The organism is uncultured Methylovirgula sp. (genome assembly GCF_947646745.1).
Classification (GTDB): Bacteria; Pseudomonadota; Alphaproteobacteria; order Rhizobiales; family Beijerinckiaceae; genus Methylovirgula.
In genome coordinates, this window is record NZ_CANSHK010000020.1 from 1 (window position 1) to 16342 (window position 16342).

15 protein-coding genes are annotated in these 16342 nt (G+C 63.9%); 9 read left to right on the top strand and 6 right to left on the bottom strand.

From position 1 onward, the window contains the following. Positions 1–1256, bottom strand: a 1256-nt coding sequence (locus tag Q0025_RS07520) for a DEAD/DEAH box helicase (protein WP_297297594.1), incomplete at its 3' end; no start/stop codon positions are given. A gap of 261 nt (positions 1257–1517) precedes the next feature. Then, the gene (locus Q0025_RS07525; protein ID WP_297297596.1) at positions 1518–2354 is read right to left on the bottom strand and encodes an FTR1 family protein; all 837 of its coding nucleotides are present in this window, start codon (positions 2352–2354) and stop codon (positions 1518–1520) included. 296 nt (positions 2355–2650) lie between these two features. On the opposite strand from Q0025_RS07525, the gene glmU reads away from it, so the two are divergent. The 3 genes from glmU (at position 2651) to shc (ending at position 8117) form a co-directional block, all read left to right on the top strand. Further along, positions 2651–4000 carry a bifunctional UDP-N-acetylglucosamine diphosphorylase/glucosamine-1-phosphate N-acetyltransferase GlmU gene (gene glmU, locus Q0025_RS07530; protein ID WP_297297598.1) on the top strand — a complete coding sequence of 450 codons (1350 nt, stop codon included), beginning with the start codon at positions 2651–2653 and terminating at the stop codon, positions 3998–4000. Positions 4001–4050: 50 nt separating this feature from the next. Further along, positions 4051–5886, top strand: a complete 1836-nt coding sequence (glmS, locus tag Q0025_RS07535) for a glutamine--fructose-6-phosphate transaminase (isomerizing) (RefSeq protein ID WP_297297600.1) — start codon at positions 4051–4053, stop codon at positions 5884–5886. 182 nt (positions 5887–6068) lie between these two features. Next, positions 6069–8117 (top strand): squalene--hopene cyclase, encoded by a 2049-nt coding sequence (shc, locus tag Q0025_RS07540; RefSeq protein WP_297297602.1) that lies wholly within the window; start codon positions 6069–6071, stop codon positions 8115–8117. 16 nt (positions 8118–8133) lie between these two features. On the opposite strand, the gene Q0025_RS07545 is transcribed toward shc, so the two are convergent. Then, a complete protein-coding gene (locus Q0025_RS07545) occupies positions 8134–8541 on the bottom strand; it encodes a hypothetical protein (protein ID WP_297297604.1) in 408 nt (135 codons plus the stop codon). 134 nt (positions 8542–8675) lie between these two features. On the opposite strand from Q0025_RS07545, the gene Q0025_RS07550 reads away from it, so the two are divergent. Next, entirely contained in the window at positions 8676–9584 is a 909-nt protein-coding gene (locus tag Q0025_RS07550; RefSeq protein ID WP_297297606.1) for a LysR substrate-binding domain-containing protein, read from the top strand. Here the strand turns inward: Q0025_RS07550 and Q0025_RS07555 are convergent. Next, complete coding sequence (locus tag Q0025_RS07555) at positions 9562–10089, bottom strand: putative molybdenum carrier protein (RefSeq protein ID WP_297297608.1); 528 nt, start codon at positions 10087–10089, stop codon at positions 9562–9564. The genes Q0025_RS07550 and Q0025_RS07555 overlap by 23 nt on opposite strands. Further along, entirely contained in the window at positions 10086–11483 is a 1398-nt protein-coding gene (locus Q0025_RS07560) for an FAD-dependent oxidoreductase (RefSeq protein ID WP_297297610.1), read from the bottom strand. Before Q0025_RS07560 ends, Q0025_RS07555 begins: the two co-directional genes overlap by 4 nt. Positions 11484–11698: 215 nt before the next feature. Here Q0025_RS07560 and proS point away from each other — a divergent pair, with 215 nt between their 5' ends. The 3 genes from proS to Q0025_RS07575 are packed head-to-tail and all read left to right on the top strand — an operon-like array spanning position 11699 to position 14978. Further along, positions 11699–13018, top strand: a complete 1320-nt coding sequence (gene proS / locus Q0025_RS07565) for a proline--tRNA ligase (RefSeq protein WP_297297612.1) — start codon at positions 11699–11701, stop codon at positions 13016–13018. Positions 13019–13036: 18 nt separating this feature from the next. Continuing rightward, positions 13037–14293 carry a lipoprotein-releasing ABC transporter permease subunit gene (locus Q0025_RS07570; protein ID WP_297297614.1) on the top strand — a complete coding sequence of 419 codons (1257 nt, stop codon included), beginning with the start codon at positions 13037–13039 and terminating at the stop codon, positions 14291–14293. A gap of 1 nt (position 14294) precedes the next feature. Next, a complete protein-coding gene (locus Q0025_RS07575) occupies positions 14295–14978 on the top strand; it encodes an ABC transporter ATP-binding protein (protein ID WP_297297616.1) in 684 nt (227 codons plus the stop codon). 9 nt (positions 14979–14987) lie between these two features. Here Q0025_RS07575 and Q0025_RS07580 read toward each other — a convergent pair whose 3' ends face one another. Next, a complete protein-coding gene (locus Q0025_RS07580; RefSeq protein WP_297297618.1) occupies positions 14988–15392 on the bottom strand; it encodes a PilZ domain-containing protein in 405 nt (134 codons plus the stop codon). A 171-nt stretch (positions 15393–15563) separates the two neighbouring features. Here Q0025_RS07580 and Q0025_RS07585 point away from each other — a divergent pair, with 171 nt between their 5' ends. Further along, positions 15564–15704 carry a hypothetical protein gene (locus Q0025_RS07585; RefSeq protein WP_297297620.1) on the top strand — a complete coding sequence of 47 codons (141 nt, stop codon included), beginning with the start codon at positions 15564–15566 and terminating at the stop codon, positions 15702–15704. Between the two features lie 133 nt (positions 15705–15837). Further along, positions 15838–16317: a manganese-binding transcriptional regulator MntR gene (gene mntR / locus Q0025_RS07590; protein WP_297297622.1), complete on the top strand. Its 480-nt coding sequence runs from the start codon at positions 15838–15840 to the stop codon at positions 16315–16317. Positions 16318–16342: the final 25 nt, after the last annotated feature.

Genomic DNA, 16342 nt, shown 5'->3' on the forward strand with positions numbered 1-16342 from the left:
TGATCGCGCTGCCCGCGCTCACGCGGCGCGTGTTGCCGACCGCCGGCTTCTGAGCGCCGCTGACCCCGATGCTCGCGCTGCCGCGGCGCGTGCGATTCCTGCGCGGCTTCATCGTCGGCCGAAAGCGAGTCGAGCGCTGCGCCGTTCTGCCAGCCGATGGCGCGGCCGATGAGCTTTTCGATTTCGGCGAGATGCTTCTGGTCGGCGCGGGTGACGATCGAGATCGCAATGCCCTGCTTGCCGGCACGGCCGGTGCGGCCGATGCGGTGGACATAATCCTCGGCATGGACCGGGACGTCGAAATTGAAGACGTGGCTGACGTCGGGAATATCGAGGCCGCGCGCCGCGACATCCGAGCAGACGATCAGATCGACGTCGCCGTTTTTGAAGGCTTCGAGCGACGCCATGCGCGCCCGCTGGTCCATGTCGCCGTGCAGCGCGCCGGCACGGAAGCCGTGCTTCTGCAACGACTTATGCAGGATCGCCACATCGCGCTTGCGGTTGCAGAAGATGATTGCGTTCTTGAAATTATCCGCCGCGCCGATGAGCCGGCGCAGCGTCTCGCGCTTGGCGGGGCCCGGCAGGGAGGCGACCAGCGCCTGCGCGATCGTGGTCGAGGTCGACGCCGGCGGCGCGACCTCGATGCGGACCGGATTGTGCAGGAAGGCTTCGGTGAGGCGGACGATTTCGGCCGGCATGGTCGCCGAGAAGAAAAGCGTCTGACGGGTGAAGGGCACCAGTTTGCAGATGCGCTCGATATCCGGAATGAAGCCCATGTCGAGCATCCGGTCGGCTTCATCGATCACCAGGATCTCGATGCCGGTCAGAAGCAGCTTGCCGCGCTCGGCGAAGTCGAGCAGGCGGCCAGGCGTCGCGATCAGCACATCGGCGCCGCGCATGATCTTCGCTTCCTGGTCGCCAAAGGAGACGCCGCCGATCAGCAGCGCAACGTTGAGCTTGTGATTGACGCCGTAGCGGCCGAAGCTTTCTTCGACCTGCGCGGCCAATTCGCGCGTCGGCTCAAGGATCAGGGTGCGCGGCATGCGGGCCCGGGCGCGGCCCTGTTCGAGGCGCGAGAGCATCGGCAAGGTGAACGCGGCGGTCTTGCCGGTGCCGGTCTGGGCAATGCCGAGCACGTCGCGACCGGCGAGCGCTTCGGGAATGGCCTTGGCTTGGATGGGTGTAGGTTTGGTGTAACCGGAAGCTTCTACGGCCTGTAGAACCTTCTCGCTGAGACCCAGTTCTCTAAAAGTCATATCGATCCTGAAAACGGCGCATATGGCTCAGCTTGTTGGGGGAGGTGAGCATTGCGCGATACCCGAGGCGCATTCCGGCCTTCCGGAGTGGACCGAGCGGCAAATCTGGCGCCTGAGGGAGAAATCGGGAACCCGCTCCACGGAGCGAATCTGTCGGTCCTAACCGCTCTTTAGCCTCGATATCGGCAGGATGCAAACGGATTACAAGCCTTTGCCGCCATGCAAATGGCCGCAGCCGGCGAATCCCCGAGGATTAAAAGGTTAATTCGTCGCCAATTGCTGGACCTGTGGCCGCCGCGGCGGGGCAAAGACCTTCATCAGGATGAAGATCGCTGCCAGCACGGCCACATAAACGATGAGCTGCAATTGCGTCGGCTGATCCGTATAGCCAAGCAAAGTATGGGCGATACGGCCAAGCCAGGAATTGTCGGCAAGGAGCCAGGACGTGTCCCAGACCGTGCGGTCGAGTGCCGTGACGATGTCGGCCTGATCGAGAAAGCCCACCGCCTGACAGGCCATGCCGGCGGCGATGAAGGAGATCAGCAGCGTCGTCACGCGGAAAAGATAGCGCATCGGAATGGTGATCAGGCCGCGGAAGGTGAGATAAGCCACAGCCCCGCCGCCGAGCAGTCCGAGCAGACCGCCGATGAAGACGCTGAGCACCGTCGTGCCGGCCGAGACCAAAACGCCATAGAGGAAAAGCACGATCTCCGAGCCCTCGCGCAGCACCGCGACGGCGACGACGATGGCGAGCGCCATCAGCGACTTCGAGCCGCGGCTCACCTGCTCGCCGAATTCGCTCAATTCCTGCGTCATCTCGCGGCCATGGCGTGCCATCCAGACATTGTGCCAGGTCAGCATGACGACGGCGATCGAGAGAACCGACGCGTTGAGGACTTCCTGACCGGTCCCGGCGAGCGCCTCGGCGATGAAGCCGGTGAAGAGGGCGACGATGCCGGCGCCGGCGATCCCCGCGGCGATGCCGCCGAAGACATAACGTAACCGGTGCGGCACGGTTTGGGTTACGGCCAAGACAACGCCGACGACAAGGCCGGCTTCGACGACTTCGCGGAAGACGATGATGAGTGCAGCGACCAAGGCGGACCTTTTTCCGGCGCGCTCTCAAAGAAGGCCGCACCAACGATATTTGCGAAAGGCAAGTCCTCACGGCCTGCCGGCGTTGCCCTCTACTATATGAGCGGTTCTTAAGACGGCAAGGACCGCCTGCTCCATTTAGAACCCTTCAAAAGCGTTTGAGAATCAGCGAGATGTGTTTTGCGCCGATCGCGGACATTTCGAAATTTGGATTTAGCGTCTGGTCTCATGTATAGCGCGTGGGGTCCGGCCCGGCAGGAGCATGTGCGGACGATGTCTTGCTTGCAGCGAGTGAACCGATGAAGGCGCAGAAGCGCACCTGCCTGGCAATCGTGCTCGCGGCCGGCGAGGGCAAGCGGATGCGCTCGGCGCGGCCGAAAGTGCTGCATGAGCTTGCCGGACGTTCTCTGCTCGCGCATGTGCTGACCGCGGTCGCCGCGGCGGGGGCCGAACGCGTCGCCCTCGTCGTTGCGCCGGGCCACGAAGCCGTGGTGAAAGAGGCGAAGGCACTCGCGCCCGACGTCGAGATCTTCGTGCAATCGCCGGCGCTCGGCACGGCGCATGCCGTACTGGCCGCGAAAGCGGCGATCGCCGGGGGCTATGACGATATTCTCGTCGCTTTCGCCGATACGCCGCTGGTGCGGCCGGAGACCTTTGCGCGGCTGCGCACCGGCCTTGAAAGCCCCGGCCGGGCGGTGGCGGCGCTCGGATTCCTCGCCAGCGATCCGCGCGGTTACGGGCGCCTGATCCAGGAGGGCGAGACGCTGGTCGCGATCCGCGAGGACCGCGATCTGCGCGACGGCGAGGCGGACATTTTCTTCTGCAATGCCGGGTTGATGGCGATTGCCGGCGCGACGGCTCTGCCGCTGCTCGAATCGATCGACCGCGCCAATGCCCAGGGCGAATATTACCTGACTGATATTGTCGCTGCCGCGCGCCGCCGCCAACTCTCGGCCGTCGCCATTGATGCGCCGGAAGAGGAAGTGCTCGGCATCAATGACCGTCTGCAACTCGCCGCCGCCGAAGCCGTGCTGCAAACGCGTTTGAAGGCGGCCGCCATGCGGAATGGCGTCACCTTCGTCGATCCGTCGCGCGTCACGCTTTCCTACGACACGCAATTCGGCCGCGACGTGCTGGTCGAGCCGGATGTTTTCTTCGGTCCCGGCGTCACGATCGGCGACGGCGTGACGATCCGCGCCTTTTCGCATCTTGTCGGCGCCGCGGTCGGGCCGCGCAGCATCATCGGGCCATTCGCGCGGCTGCGCCCCGGCGCATCGCTCGCCGAAGAGGTGCATATCGGCAATTTCGTCGAGGTGAAGGCCTCGACCTTGGGTCCCGGCGTCAAGGCCAATCATCTCGCCTATATCGGCGATGCGTCGATCGGCGCGAAGACCAATGTCGGTGCCGGCGTGATCACCTGCAATTATGATGGGTTTGCCAAATTCCGCACGGATGTCGGCGAGGGCGTCTTCATCGGCGTCAATTCGGCGCTGGTCGCGCCGGTCAAAATCGGCGACGGCGCCTATATTGGAACCGGCTCGGTCATCACCCAGGATGTCGCGCCGGACGCCTTGGCGCTCGCCCGCTCGCGCCAGGTTGAGAAACCATCCTGGGCGAAAGACTTTCGCGCCAAGCATCAAAAGACATAGGGTTTCCTCTTCGTTCACCCGCTTTATCACCCGAGCCGGAAAGCAAGCGAATGTGCGGAATTGTCGGGATTCTCGGACGCAGCCCCGTTGCTGGCGCCCTGGTCGAGGCTTTGGGCCGGCTCGAATATCGCGGCTATGATTCCGCCGGTCTCGCGACTCTTGAGAACGGCAAACTGACCCGCCGGCGTGCCGCCGGAAAGCTCAAGAATCTCGAAGCCCTGCTCGCCAAGGAGCCGCTCCGCGGCCATTCCGGCATCGGCCACACACGCTGGGCGACGCATGGCAAGCCGACCGCCGACAACGCACATCCGCATCGCAATGGCAAAGTTGCCGTCGTCCACAACGGCATCATCGAGAATTTCCGTGCTCTGCGGGAAGAGTTGAAAGCCAAGGGTCACGTCTTCGAATCAGAAACCGACACGGAAGTCGTCGCGCACCTTGTGGGCGAGGCCTTGGAGCAGGGGCTTTCGCCGGTTCAGGCCGTGGCCGAGAGCTTGCCGAAGCTGAAAGGCGCCTTCGCGCTCGCCTTTCTCTTCGAAGGCGAAGACGATCTGCTGATCGCCGCGCGCGAAGGTGCGCCGCTCGCCGTCGGTTTTGGGACGGGAGAGCGGGAGGGGGAGGTCTATCTCGGCTCGGATGCTATTGCGCTGGGGCCGCTGACCGATCAGCTCGCCTATCTCGAAGAGGGCGATTATGCCGTGCTGACCCGGCATGGCGTCAAATTCTTCGATGCGGCCAATCTGCCCGTCGAGCGCAAACGGGTGAGCGCGCCGGCCTCGGCCTTTCTGGTCGACAAGGGCAATTACCGGCATTTCATGGCCAAGGAAATCCATGAGCAGCCGGAGGTCGTCGGCCGCACCTTGTCGCATTTCCTCGATCTCTCCGCCGGCACCGTATCGCTGCCGTTCGACTTGCCGGTCGATGCGGCGACGCTGCCGCGGCTGACGATCGCCGCCTGCGGCACGGCCTATATGGCGGGCCTCGTCGCGTCCTATTGGTTCGAGCGCATTGCCAAGCTGCCGGTCGAGATCGAGGTCGCTTCGGAATTCCGCTATCGCGAGGCGCCGATGCAGAAGGGCGGCCTGATGCTGCTCATCTCGCAATCGGGCGAGACGGCGGATACGCTTGCGAGCCTGCGCTATGCGAAGGCGCAAGGTCAGAAAATCCTGAGCGTCGTCAATGTCGCGACCTCGACCATGGCGCGCGAGAGCGATGTCGCCGCTCAGACCCTGGCCGGGCCTGAGATTGGCGTCGCCTCGACCAAGGCCTTCACCTGTCAATTGGCGCTGCTCGCCTGTCTGGTTCTGGCCTTCGCCAAAGCCCGCCGGACGATCGATGCAAAGGAAGAAGCCCGCCTCGTCGCCGAACTCATCGCCGTGCCGGGTCTCATCGCTGAAGCGTTGAAGCACGAGGCGCAGGTCGAGCTTCTGGCGCGCGATCTCGGCAAGGCCCGCGACGTGCTCTACCTTGGGCGCGGCACCTCCTATCCGCTGGCGCTCGAAGGGGCGCTGAAACTCAAGGAAATCTCGTACATTCATGCCGAGGGCTATGCTGCCGGCGAATTGAAGCATGGGCCGATCGCGCTGGTCGATTCCGATCTGCCGGTCATCGTGCTGGCGCCGCGCGACCGCGTTTTCGAGAAGACGCTCTCCAATGTGCAGGAGGTGGCGGCGCGCAAGGGCCGGATCATTCTTGTGTCCGAAGCCGAGGCGGCGCATGAACTTGGCGTGCCGGCAGAGGTGATCGCCATGCCGAAAATGGCGCCGGATTTTTCCGCGCTGGTCTATGCCGTGCCGGTGCAATTGCTGGCCTATCACACGGCCGTCTTCATGGGCAAAGACGCCGACCAGCCGCGCAACCTGGCCAAGAGCGTGACGGTGGAATAGGCGCGAATGTCGCACCCCGCGGCGGGTATTGGCGGCGGGACGGCCCTTCAACCCGATCAAATCATTGAGGCTTCGGTAATTTACGTTGCGTTGCGAAATTTTGCACGGCAAGGAAAAATGGCCTATTTCAATCCACTTCGCCTTGCCGAACGTTCCGTCCCATAACGAGCGCACAGCAAACCATGAACATTGCGGTCAACAGCGTCGATGAGTTGAGCACCCGCGACAACGGGCCGGCCCTGCACGCCGCCCTCCAGGCGGCGGCCGATTGGATGGTTCAGCATCAAAAGCCCGACGGGCATTGGGTCGGCCTTGTCGAGTCCAACGCCTGCATGGAGGCGCAATGGTGCCTGATGCTATGGTTCCTCGGACTCGAAGATCATCCGCTGCGCCAACGCCTGGCGCAGGCGATCCTGGCGACGCAGCGCCCCGACGGCGCCTGGGAAATCTATCGCAATGCGCCGAACGGCGACATCAATACGACGGTCGAGGCCTATGCCGCGCTGCGCTCGATGGGCCATCGCGACGACGAGCCGGCGATGCTGCGGGCGCAGCAATGGATCGCGAGCAAAGGTGGCCTGCGCAACGTCCGGGTTTTCACCCGCTATTGGCTGGCGCTGATCGGCGAATGGCCGTGGGAGAAGACGCCCAACGTGCCGCCGGAAGTCATCTGGCTGCCGAAATGGTTTGCCTTCTCGATCTATAATTTCGCGCAATGGGCGCGGGCGACCTTCATGCCCATCGCCTTGCTCTCGGCGCGCCGGCCGAGCCGGCCGCTGCCGCCCGAGAACCGGCTCGATGCCCTGTTCCCCGAGGGCCGCGACAGGTTCGATTACGACCTGCCGTCCAAGGCCGGAGCAGGGCTGTGGGACAAATTTTTCCGGAACACCGATCGGGCGCTGCACGCTTTGCAGAATCTGGGGCACCGGCTCGGCTTCGGCGCGGTCCGCGAGGCGGCGGTCGGCCACGTCCTCGAATGGATCATCCGGCATCAGGACTCAGACGGCGTCTGGGGCGGCATCCAGCCGCCGTGGATCTACAGCCTCATGGCGCTCTATAACGAAGGCTACGGGGTCGATCATCCCGTGATCGCCAAGGGATTGGCGGCGCTCGACGATCCGGCATGGCGCGTCGACCGCGGCGAGGCGAGTTGGATCCAGGCGACCAATAGCCCCGTCTGGGACACGATGCTGACCATCCTCGCCTTCAACGATGCCGGCATGACGGCGGCGCATCCCGATGCGATCGACAAGGCGGTGCAATGGGTGCTCGACCGGCAGGTACGCGTGCCCGGCGATTGGTCGATCAAGCTGCCGCACGTCAAGCCGGGCGGCTGGGCGTTCGAATATGCCAATAATTTCTACCCCGACGTCGACGACACCGCCGTTGCGCTGATCGCTTTGGCGCCGTTCCGCCACGATCCGAAATGGCGCGCGCGCGGCATCGAGGAGGCGATCCAGCGCGGCATAGACTGGCTGATCGGCATGCAGAGCGAGGGCGGCGGCTGGGGCGCCTTCGACAAGGACAATAACAAGGCGATTCTGACCAAAATCCCCTTCTGCGATTTCGGCGAAGCACTCGACCCGCCCTCCGCCGACGTCACGGCGCATGTCGTCGAAGCGTTCGGTAAGCTCGGGTTTTCGCGCACCCATCCGACGATGGTCCGCGCCCTCGACTACCTGAAGCGCGAGCAGGAGCCGGATGGCGCCTGGTTCGGCCGCTGGGGCGTCAATTACATCTACGGCACCGCCGCGGTGCTGCCGGCGCTCGAAGCGATCGGCGAAGAGATGAGCCAGCCGTCGATCGGCCGGGCTTGCGACTGGCTCGTCGCCCGGCAGCAGGACAATGGCGGCTGGGGCGAAAGCTGCGGCTCCTACATGGATCGTGACATGGCCGGGCGGGGCCCCGCGACCGCGTCGCAGACGGCCTGGGCGCTGATGGCGCTTCTGGCCGCCCATCGCCCACAGGATCGCGACACGATCGAGCGCGGTTGCCTCTATCTCATCCGCAACCAGGTGAACGGAACCTGGAACGAGAGCGACTATACCGGCACTGGATTTCCGGGCTACGGCGTCGGCCAGACGATCAAGCTCGATTCGCCGCTGCTGCGCGAACGGCTGATGCAGGGGCCGGAACTCTCCCGCGCCTTCATGTTGCGTTATGATCTTTATCGGCAGTGTTTTCCGCTGATGGCGCTGGGGCGCACCATGCGCTCGCACATCGCGGGCTGAGCCACTGGCGGGCGGATCAGCTCGCCGGCTTCTTGCCCATTTCGCGCCAGCGCTTTGACGCTCGCGCCTCGTTCGTCTTCGGCGCCGCGAGAAAATAGACGAGCGAAGCCTGGGTCGAGAAGCACAGGATTTTGTGCGTGTCGGGATCGTCCCAATAGACCGAGCAATCGGTCGGGATGAGCTTGCCCGCAGCAATGCCGATTGCATCGTGATCGCCGAATTCGCCCTTGCCCTGCATCGGGTGCGGCCGGCCGATGTCCCACATGCCCCAATCGCTGCCGCCCTTTTGTGATTTGTCGATGCGCGGGTCATGCACAGTGAATTTCATCGCCGCTTGCGAGTCCGTTTCGGGATCCGGCGGGCGATCCGGCTGAAGCGTCTGCGCCTGCGCGGCGCAAAACGCGGCGCACAGCACGCCCAACATCAAAATCATCCGAAGTCCGCCGCGCCCGATCATTTGGCCTCCCTCGCGCCCATTGGCGCCGGTCTGGCGCGATTATACACTCGCGCGGCGCACCGGGCATTGAAGATGCCTCATGCGCGCGATGAGCCCTGCTTATGGGCCGGAGCGCCGATTGGCCGATGCTTTACGACACGATCCTTTTGCGGACTTTTGCCGCCGTCTGCGACGCGGCGAGCTTCACCAAGGCGGCGCGCAGCGTGAACCTCACCCAGTCGGCGGTGAGCCTGCATGTCAAGCGGCTCGAAGATCAGGTCGGCGCGCAATTGCTCCGCCGCGGCACTCAAGGCGTCAGCCCGACGGGCCAGGGCGAGATTCTGCTCTCTTATGCGCGGCGCATTCTCGCTTTGCATAAGGAAGCCGAGCGCCGGCTCAGCGGCGACGGTACGGAGCTTATCCGCATCGGCGCGCCGGAATATTTCGATCTGCACGCACTGTCGTCGCTGTTGCGGCAATTTTCGGCACAATATCCGGCCTTGCGGCTGCAGATCGAATTGGGCATCGGTCCTGACATTGCCGCGCTGCTTGAGGTAGGCGAGCTCGATCTCGCCATCCTGAGCCGCGAGATCGGCGAAGGCGACGGCATTGCGCTCTCGCGCGAGAAGCGCGTCTGGGCGGCAGGCCGGGCAATGCGCCTCGGCCCCGAAGAAGCGGCGCCGCTGGCCCTCTATCCCTCGACGTGCCGCTGGCGCCAGGTCGTGCTCGACGAACTCGATCACGCCGGACGGCCATGGACCGTTGTAGTGCAGAGTTCGGGCATTGCCGGGATTCTGGCGGCGTTGGACAGCGGCCTCGCCATCACCATCTTTCCGCAGAGCAGCCTGCCGGGCATGCTGAAACCGCTTGGCCGCGCCGAGGCGCTTCCGGTGCTGCCGGATTTTGAATTTGTCCTGCGCCGCAGCCAGACGCGCAACGCCGCGGTCGACCATCTGGCCGAGATGATCGCCAATTTCTTCCAGCTTTCCGCCGCACTGCGCCCAGAGGTCAGGGCGGCAGAACTGACGTAGGCGCCTTGCGCGCCTTGAGCACGGCCAAGAGGACTTCACGCGTTGCCGCAAAAATCCCCGGCGCTTCGCTTTCCCGATTGCCGGCGACATTCAAGGTGCGGATCGCGTTGACCGCGAGCCAGCGACGGATGTCCGGCAGCGACGAAAGCGGCGCGGACTCGCCGGGACGCCAAGGAATGAGATAAACGGGCTTTCCAAACCTCACGCAGAATTCCTGCGTGGCGCGGCTGCCGCCGAGATCGGCGTCGCCGACGATCAAGGTCGCGTCCGAAGTGCGGACGTTTGCCTCGGTCCGCCCCAAAGGATCGGCCTCGGCCAATGCGTGCAGTCCGTAAAGCGCGGCAAAGTCGGGGCGCGGCCCGGCCTCGGTCATGAAGCCGAGGGGCATGGCGCCGCCGGTTGAAAGCCCGAGTTCATGCGCCGCCGCCAGCGCGCCCTGGTCGGCCCCGGTCTGGCCACCCGATACGATGCGGACGACTTCGATTCCGTGCGCGTGGACGCTCAAACCGCAGCCCGCGGCGGCACGTTTTCGAGAAGCGGGCCAAGTCCTTCCGCCATGGTCAGATGCGCAATCACCGCATCGCGGAGCTTGCGATAGGGCAGGCCGGCCAGCATGGCCGTTTGCACCGCCGCCATCACCTCGCCGGCCTCCGCGCCGATCATCGTGAAGCCGAGAATGCGATCGTCCTCGCCGACGAGTGCTTTCATAAATCCCAGCTTTTCACCGGTCGTATGCGTGCGCACCACCGCACCGGTCGGCATTTTCGCGACGCGTACGGGGATGCCCTGGCGTTGCGCGTCGCGCTCGCGCAATCCGACATGCGCCAGAGGCGGATCGGTGAAAACGCAAGAGGGAGTCAGCCGATCTGTCGTGCTGCGGTGGCCGCCCGCGAGATTGTCCCTGACGATGCGAAAATCATCGACCGACACATGCGTGAACTGCGGACTGCCGGCGCATTCTCCCAAAGCCCATACGTCGGGCGCAGTTGTTTCCAACCGGTCGTTGACCTGAATATAGCCGCGGCTGTCGAGCGCAACGCCCGCCGTCTCAAGCCCGATCCCGGCCGTATTCGGAACACGGCCCGTCGCGACGAGGATGTCGCTGGCTTCGAGCCTTTCTTCGCCGGCCGCACCGCGGAGCGTGAGCGTGATCGTCCGGCCGGATTGGCCCTCGACCTTGACGACATTTGCCGAGGTCAAAATGCGAATGCCTTCGTCGCTCAGGATCTGCGTGATGGCTTCGGCGCTGTCGGCGTCTTCGCGGCCGATAATCTGGGGCGCGGATTCGATCACCGTGACACGGCTGCCGAATCGCCGATAGGCTTGCGCAAATTCAAGACCGACATAGCCACCGCCGAGGACGATGAGGTGCGACGGCACGTAATCAATCTCGAGAATGTCGATGTGGGTGAGCGGCTTTGCCGCTTCGAGGCCGGCAATCGGCGGCATGGCGCTATGCGTGCCGATGTTGAGGAAAACCGTGTCACCCGTCAGGATGCGCGTGCCTCCTGCGTTGAGCTGTACTTCCAACGCCTTGGGAGCGATGAAGCGGCCGCTCCCCTCTATCAGTTCGGCGCCGCTCGATTTGAATCCGGCGCGAAAGGCGGCAACCTCGCCGGCCACCATGTCGCGCTTGCGTTGGCGGACCTGCGCCATATCGGTTTTGCCCGGCGTCGTCAGGGTTCCGAACTGCCCCGCATGATGCACGAGATGGGCGATCCGGGCGCTCCAGACTTCATTCTTGCTCGGCATGCAGGCGATGTTGGGACAGGAGCCGCCGATCCACCGGCGCTCGACCAGGGCGGTCCGCGATCCGGATTTCGCCATATGCCAGGCGATCAGATTGCCGGCCTGTCCGCTGCCGAGAACGAGCACGTCGAGATGTTCCGGTTCGGCCATCATCGGCTCCTTTCCGCAGCGTATGTCGGCACAGGCCGATGCCTAGCCGTCGTCACCGCGCGCGACAAGCTATCCTAACCGGTGTGAAGCCGTCCGGACCGGGCCAAGCCGAGCTTGGCCGCGGCATTGTTGTGTTTTGTCGCCCTTTGCGATTGTTTCGGCTGCCGCCACAAGCTATTGCGGCAGGTCCCTCAAGCCACGCAAGTGCCGTCTGAATGCGCCTCTCCCGTTATTTTCTGCCCATTCTTCGCGAAAATCCCAAAGAGGCGGAGATCGTCTCGCACCGGCTGATGCTGCGCGCCGGCATGATCCGGCAGGAGGCCGCGGGCATCTATGCCTGGCTGCCGCTCGGTTTTCGTGTCCTGCAAAAAGTCACGCAGATCGTCCGCGAAGAGATGGACCGGGCCGGGGCCATCGAACTCCTCATGCCGACGCTGCAGCTCGCCGATCTCTGGCGTGAGACGGGCCGCTACGACGCTTACGGCCCGGAGATGTTGCGCATCAAGGACCGGCACGAGCGCGAATTGCTCTACGGCCCGACCAACGAGGACATGATCACCGAGATTTTCCGCGCCTCGGTGCGCTCGTATCGCGATCTGCCCAAGAACCTCTACCACATCCAATGGAAATTCCGCGACGAGCAGCGGCCGCGCTTCGGCGTCATGCGCGGGCGCGAATTCCTGATGAAGGACGCTTATTCCTTCGACATCGACGAGGCGGCGGCGCGGCGGTCTTATCAGCGCATGTTCGTCGCCTATCTGCGCATCTTCGCCCGCATGGGCCTGAAGGCGATCCCGATGCGGGCCGAGACAGGGCCCATCGGCGGCGACCAGAGTCACGAATTCATCATCCTCGCCGACACCGGCGAATCGGGCGTCTATATCAATTCCGACGTGCTCGATCTGCCGATTCCGCCGGCCGACGTCGACTATGATTCGGATCTCGCGCCAATCATCGAGCAATGGACCTCGCTTTATGCGGCCACCGACGACGTCCACGATGCGGCCCGGTTCGATCGCGAGACACCGCCGGAGAAGCGCTTGCAGCGGCGCGGCATCGAGGTCGGCCAAGTGTTCTACTTCGGCGACAAATATTCGAAGCCGATGAAGGCTTTGGTGACCGGGCCGGACGGGGTCGAGCGGCCGGTCCTGGGCGGCTCCTATGGCGTCGGCGTCTCGCGCCTCGTCGGGGCGCTGATCGAGGCGGGGCACGACGAGGCCGGCATCATCTGGCCCGAATCGGTCGCGCCGTTCCGCGTCGGCATCGCCAATCTCAAGGCCGGAGACGCAGCGACCGATGCGGCCTCGCTAAAAATCTACGATGCCCTCCAAAAAGCCGGGATTGACGTGCTTTATGACGATACGGACGAGCGGCCGGGGGCGAAATTCGCCCGTCTCGACCTGATCGGCCTGCCGTATCAGATCATCATCGGGCCGAAAGGCCTTGCCGAGGGACAAGTCGAAGTGAAGAGCCGCAGCACCGGCGCCCGCGAGAACCTCGCGCTCGACGCCGCCATTGCCCGCTTCGCCGGCTGAGCCGGGGGGCGACGAGCGATGGCCATCTTCGCGCCGTTTGAATGGACGATTGCGACGCGCTACCTGCGGTCGCGGCGTTCGTCCGGCTTCGTCTCGGTCATCGCCGGATTTTCCTTCCTTGGCATCATGCTCGGCGTCGCGACGCTCATCGTCGTAATGTCGGTGATGAACGGGTTCCATCGCGATCTGCTCAACAAGATCGTCGGCATCAACGGCCACATCTTTTTGCAGGCCGCGGACGCACCGCTCACCGACTATAATCAAGTCGCGCGGCAGGTGGAGAAAGTGCCGGGCGTCGATCTTGCCATTCCGATGGTCGAGGGCGCCGCCTTCTCCTCTTCGGAATTCGCGCAGAACGGCTCCGGCGTCCTCGTGCGCGGCATTCAGGAATCCGACATCAAGCGCCTGCCGGGCATCGCCGGCAATGTGCGCGCCGGGACGCTGAACGGGTTCGATGTAGCCGGTGGCGTCGCCATCGGCCAAAGGCTCGCGGAAAATCTCAACATCCGCGTCGGCGACAAGATCAAGATCATGACCGCAAACGGCGCGCGCACGCCCTTCGGAGTGGCGCCGCGGGTGAAAGCCTATAAGGTCATCGCGATCTTCGAGATCGGCATGGCCGAGTTCGACGGCATTTTCGTCTACATGCCGCTCCCTGAAGCGCAGGCGTTCTTCAACCTCGACAAGCAGGTGAGCGTCGTCGAACTGTTCCTGCGCGATCCCGAAAACATCGACGCGGTGCGCAGCGCGATCGAGGCGACGGTGACGCGGCCGATCATCATGACCGACTGGCGCGAGCGCAACAAAACCTTCTTCGATGCGCTTAAAGTCGAACGCAATGTGATGTTCATCATCCTGACCTTGATCGTTCTCGTCGCCGCGCTCAACATCATCTCCGGCCTCATCATGCTGGTGAAGGACAAGAGCCATGATGTGGCGATCCTGCGCACGATGGGAGCCACCCGCGGCGCCATCATGCGCATCTTCCTCATCACCGGCGCCTCGATCGGCATCATGGGAACGCTCGCCGGCTTTCTGCTGGGGCTTTTGGTCGCCGAGAATGTCGAGCCGATCCGGCAGTTCCTCAACCGGCTGCTGCACGCCAATCTGTTTCCGGCAGAGCTCTACTTTTTGTCGCGGCTGCCATCGGTCGTCGATCCGCGCGATGTCGCAACCGTCGTCGGCATGACGCTCGCCTTGTCGGTGCTCGCGACGCTTTACCCCTCCTGGCGAGCCGCCAAGCTCGATCCGGTCGAGGCTTTGCGTTACGAGTGACATGAGCGAGCCCGTCCTTCAGCTCAAAGGCATCACCCGCACTTATCGCCAGGGCGAATCGGCGCTCGCCGTGCTCAGCGAGGCCGATTTCGTGCTGTTTCCCGGCCAGTCGGTGGCACTGGTCGCGCCCTCGGGCGCCGGCAAATCGACCTTGCTGCACGTTGCCGGTCTGCTCGAGCGGCCGGACGCCGGCGAAGTCCTCATCAACGGGGTGGCGACGAGCCGCCTCTCCGATGATGCGCGCACGGCGCTGCGCCGCAATGCAATTGGCTTTGTCTATCAGTTTCACCACCTGCTGCCGGAATTCTCCGCGATCGAGAACGTCATGCTGCCGCAGATGATCGGTGGCCTGTCGCGGCACCAGGCGCGCGCCCGGGCACACGAACTGCTCGATTATCTCGGCCTCGGCGCGCGGGAAAAGCATCGGCCGGCCGAACTTTCCGGCGGCGAGCAGCAGCGCGTCGCCATCGCGCGCGCGGTCGCTAACGCACCAGGTATTCTTCTAGCCGACGAGCCGACGGGAAATCTCGACCCGCACACCGCCGATCACGTCTTTGCGGCGCTCGAAACGCTTGTCGAGGCCACCGGGCTTGCGACCCTGGTTGCGACGCATAGCCAGGCGCTGGCGGCAAAAATGACGCGCCGCGTCACCCTCGACGACGGTGCGGTGCGGGAGATGGACTGAACGCCCGGCTCAAGCGGCGAGGGTCGGGTCCTGGCCAAGGTCTTCCAGCCGTTTGCTCAACGCGCGAACGCGCTGTTTGAGTTCGGCGTTCTGCAGCTCGAGCTCGCGCAGGCGCGCCGCGGTGGGGTCAAGCACCGGCATCGGCGGCTTTTCGGCAGCCGCCTCGATGAAATTCACCCCGATCGAGTCTTTATCCCGCCACACCAGCCGCGCATGATGGCCACGCTGCTTGGCGGGGATATAGAGGTCGAATTCGTTGGGCACCGTCAGCGTGTCGTTGATGGCGATTTTTGCGCCGGACGCGGAATAATTCTTGATGATACATTCGATCGTCGTCAGGCGGTTGTTGAATATGATCTGTGCCCGCAGAAAGCTTCTGATGCGCTCAGCCGCTCTTTGCTCGTTTGGTTGCATGCCAGGCTCCGTCGGGTCGCTGCGAGCGTTTGCCATTTGAGCTTAATCTAAGCGAACGGGGTTAATACTTGCTCAATTCAGCTGCCAAAACCTATGTGATCTCAGCGGGCTTTCGCGTTTTGCGCGCGGGTGACAATTTATGCTAAGCCGGCGTCGCGATAGGGGGCTCAAGTGCTGACGCGTGTTCTTGGTCTTGTCGGGATTTTCATATTGTCGCTCGTGGTCAGCGGCTGCACCTCCTGCGGCACGCTCGATAAATTCAACGCGCCGAACATGCCCAAGCTTTGCCACGCCGATAGCCCGCCCGGCTAACCGCTCGGTTGCCGGGGCGTGCCGGCAGCGCAGCAAATCGGTCTTTGCTTTCAAATTCCTCCCGGATTGATGTTCCCCAGCGGAAGGTGCAATCTCGCCGCGCCGAAAAGGGACATCTGGGCAAAGATTCGGAATGGCCGTGAAAACCGTCAGCGTAACGCAGGATGGCCTGCCGTCCGAGGCCGATCAGGCGGAGCGCTTCGGCAAGGCGCGCTCTGCGCAGGCGACGGCGGTGCTCGAGGATTATGTCGAACTCATCGACGATCTCCTGAAGTCGGAAGGCGAGGCGCGGCCGACCGACATCGCCCGCCGCCTCGGCGTCTCGCACGCCACGGCCATCAAAAGCATCGCCCGGCTGAAACGCGAAGGCCTCGCCACCTCAAAACTCTATCGCGGCGTCTTCCTGACGCCGGAGGGGCTGTCGCTGGCCGCCAAGGTCCGTGCCAGGCACCGGCTCGTCGTTGACTTGCTCGTTGCGGTTGGTGTGCCAAAGCACTGCGCGGAGCTTGATGCCGAGGGTATAGAACACCATGTGTCGGATGCTGCGCTCGCCGCGTTCGCCCGCTTCCTGGGCCGCGACGAAACCGGGACCCGGCGCGGCAAGCCGGACTAACCGGCACTTCGGTTACCATAAGTCT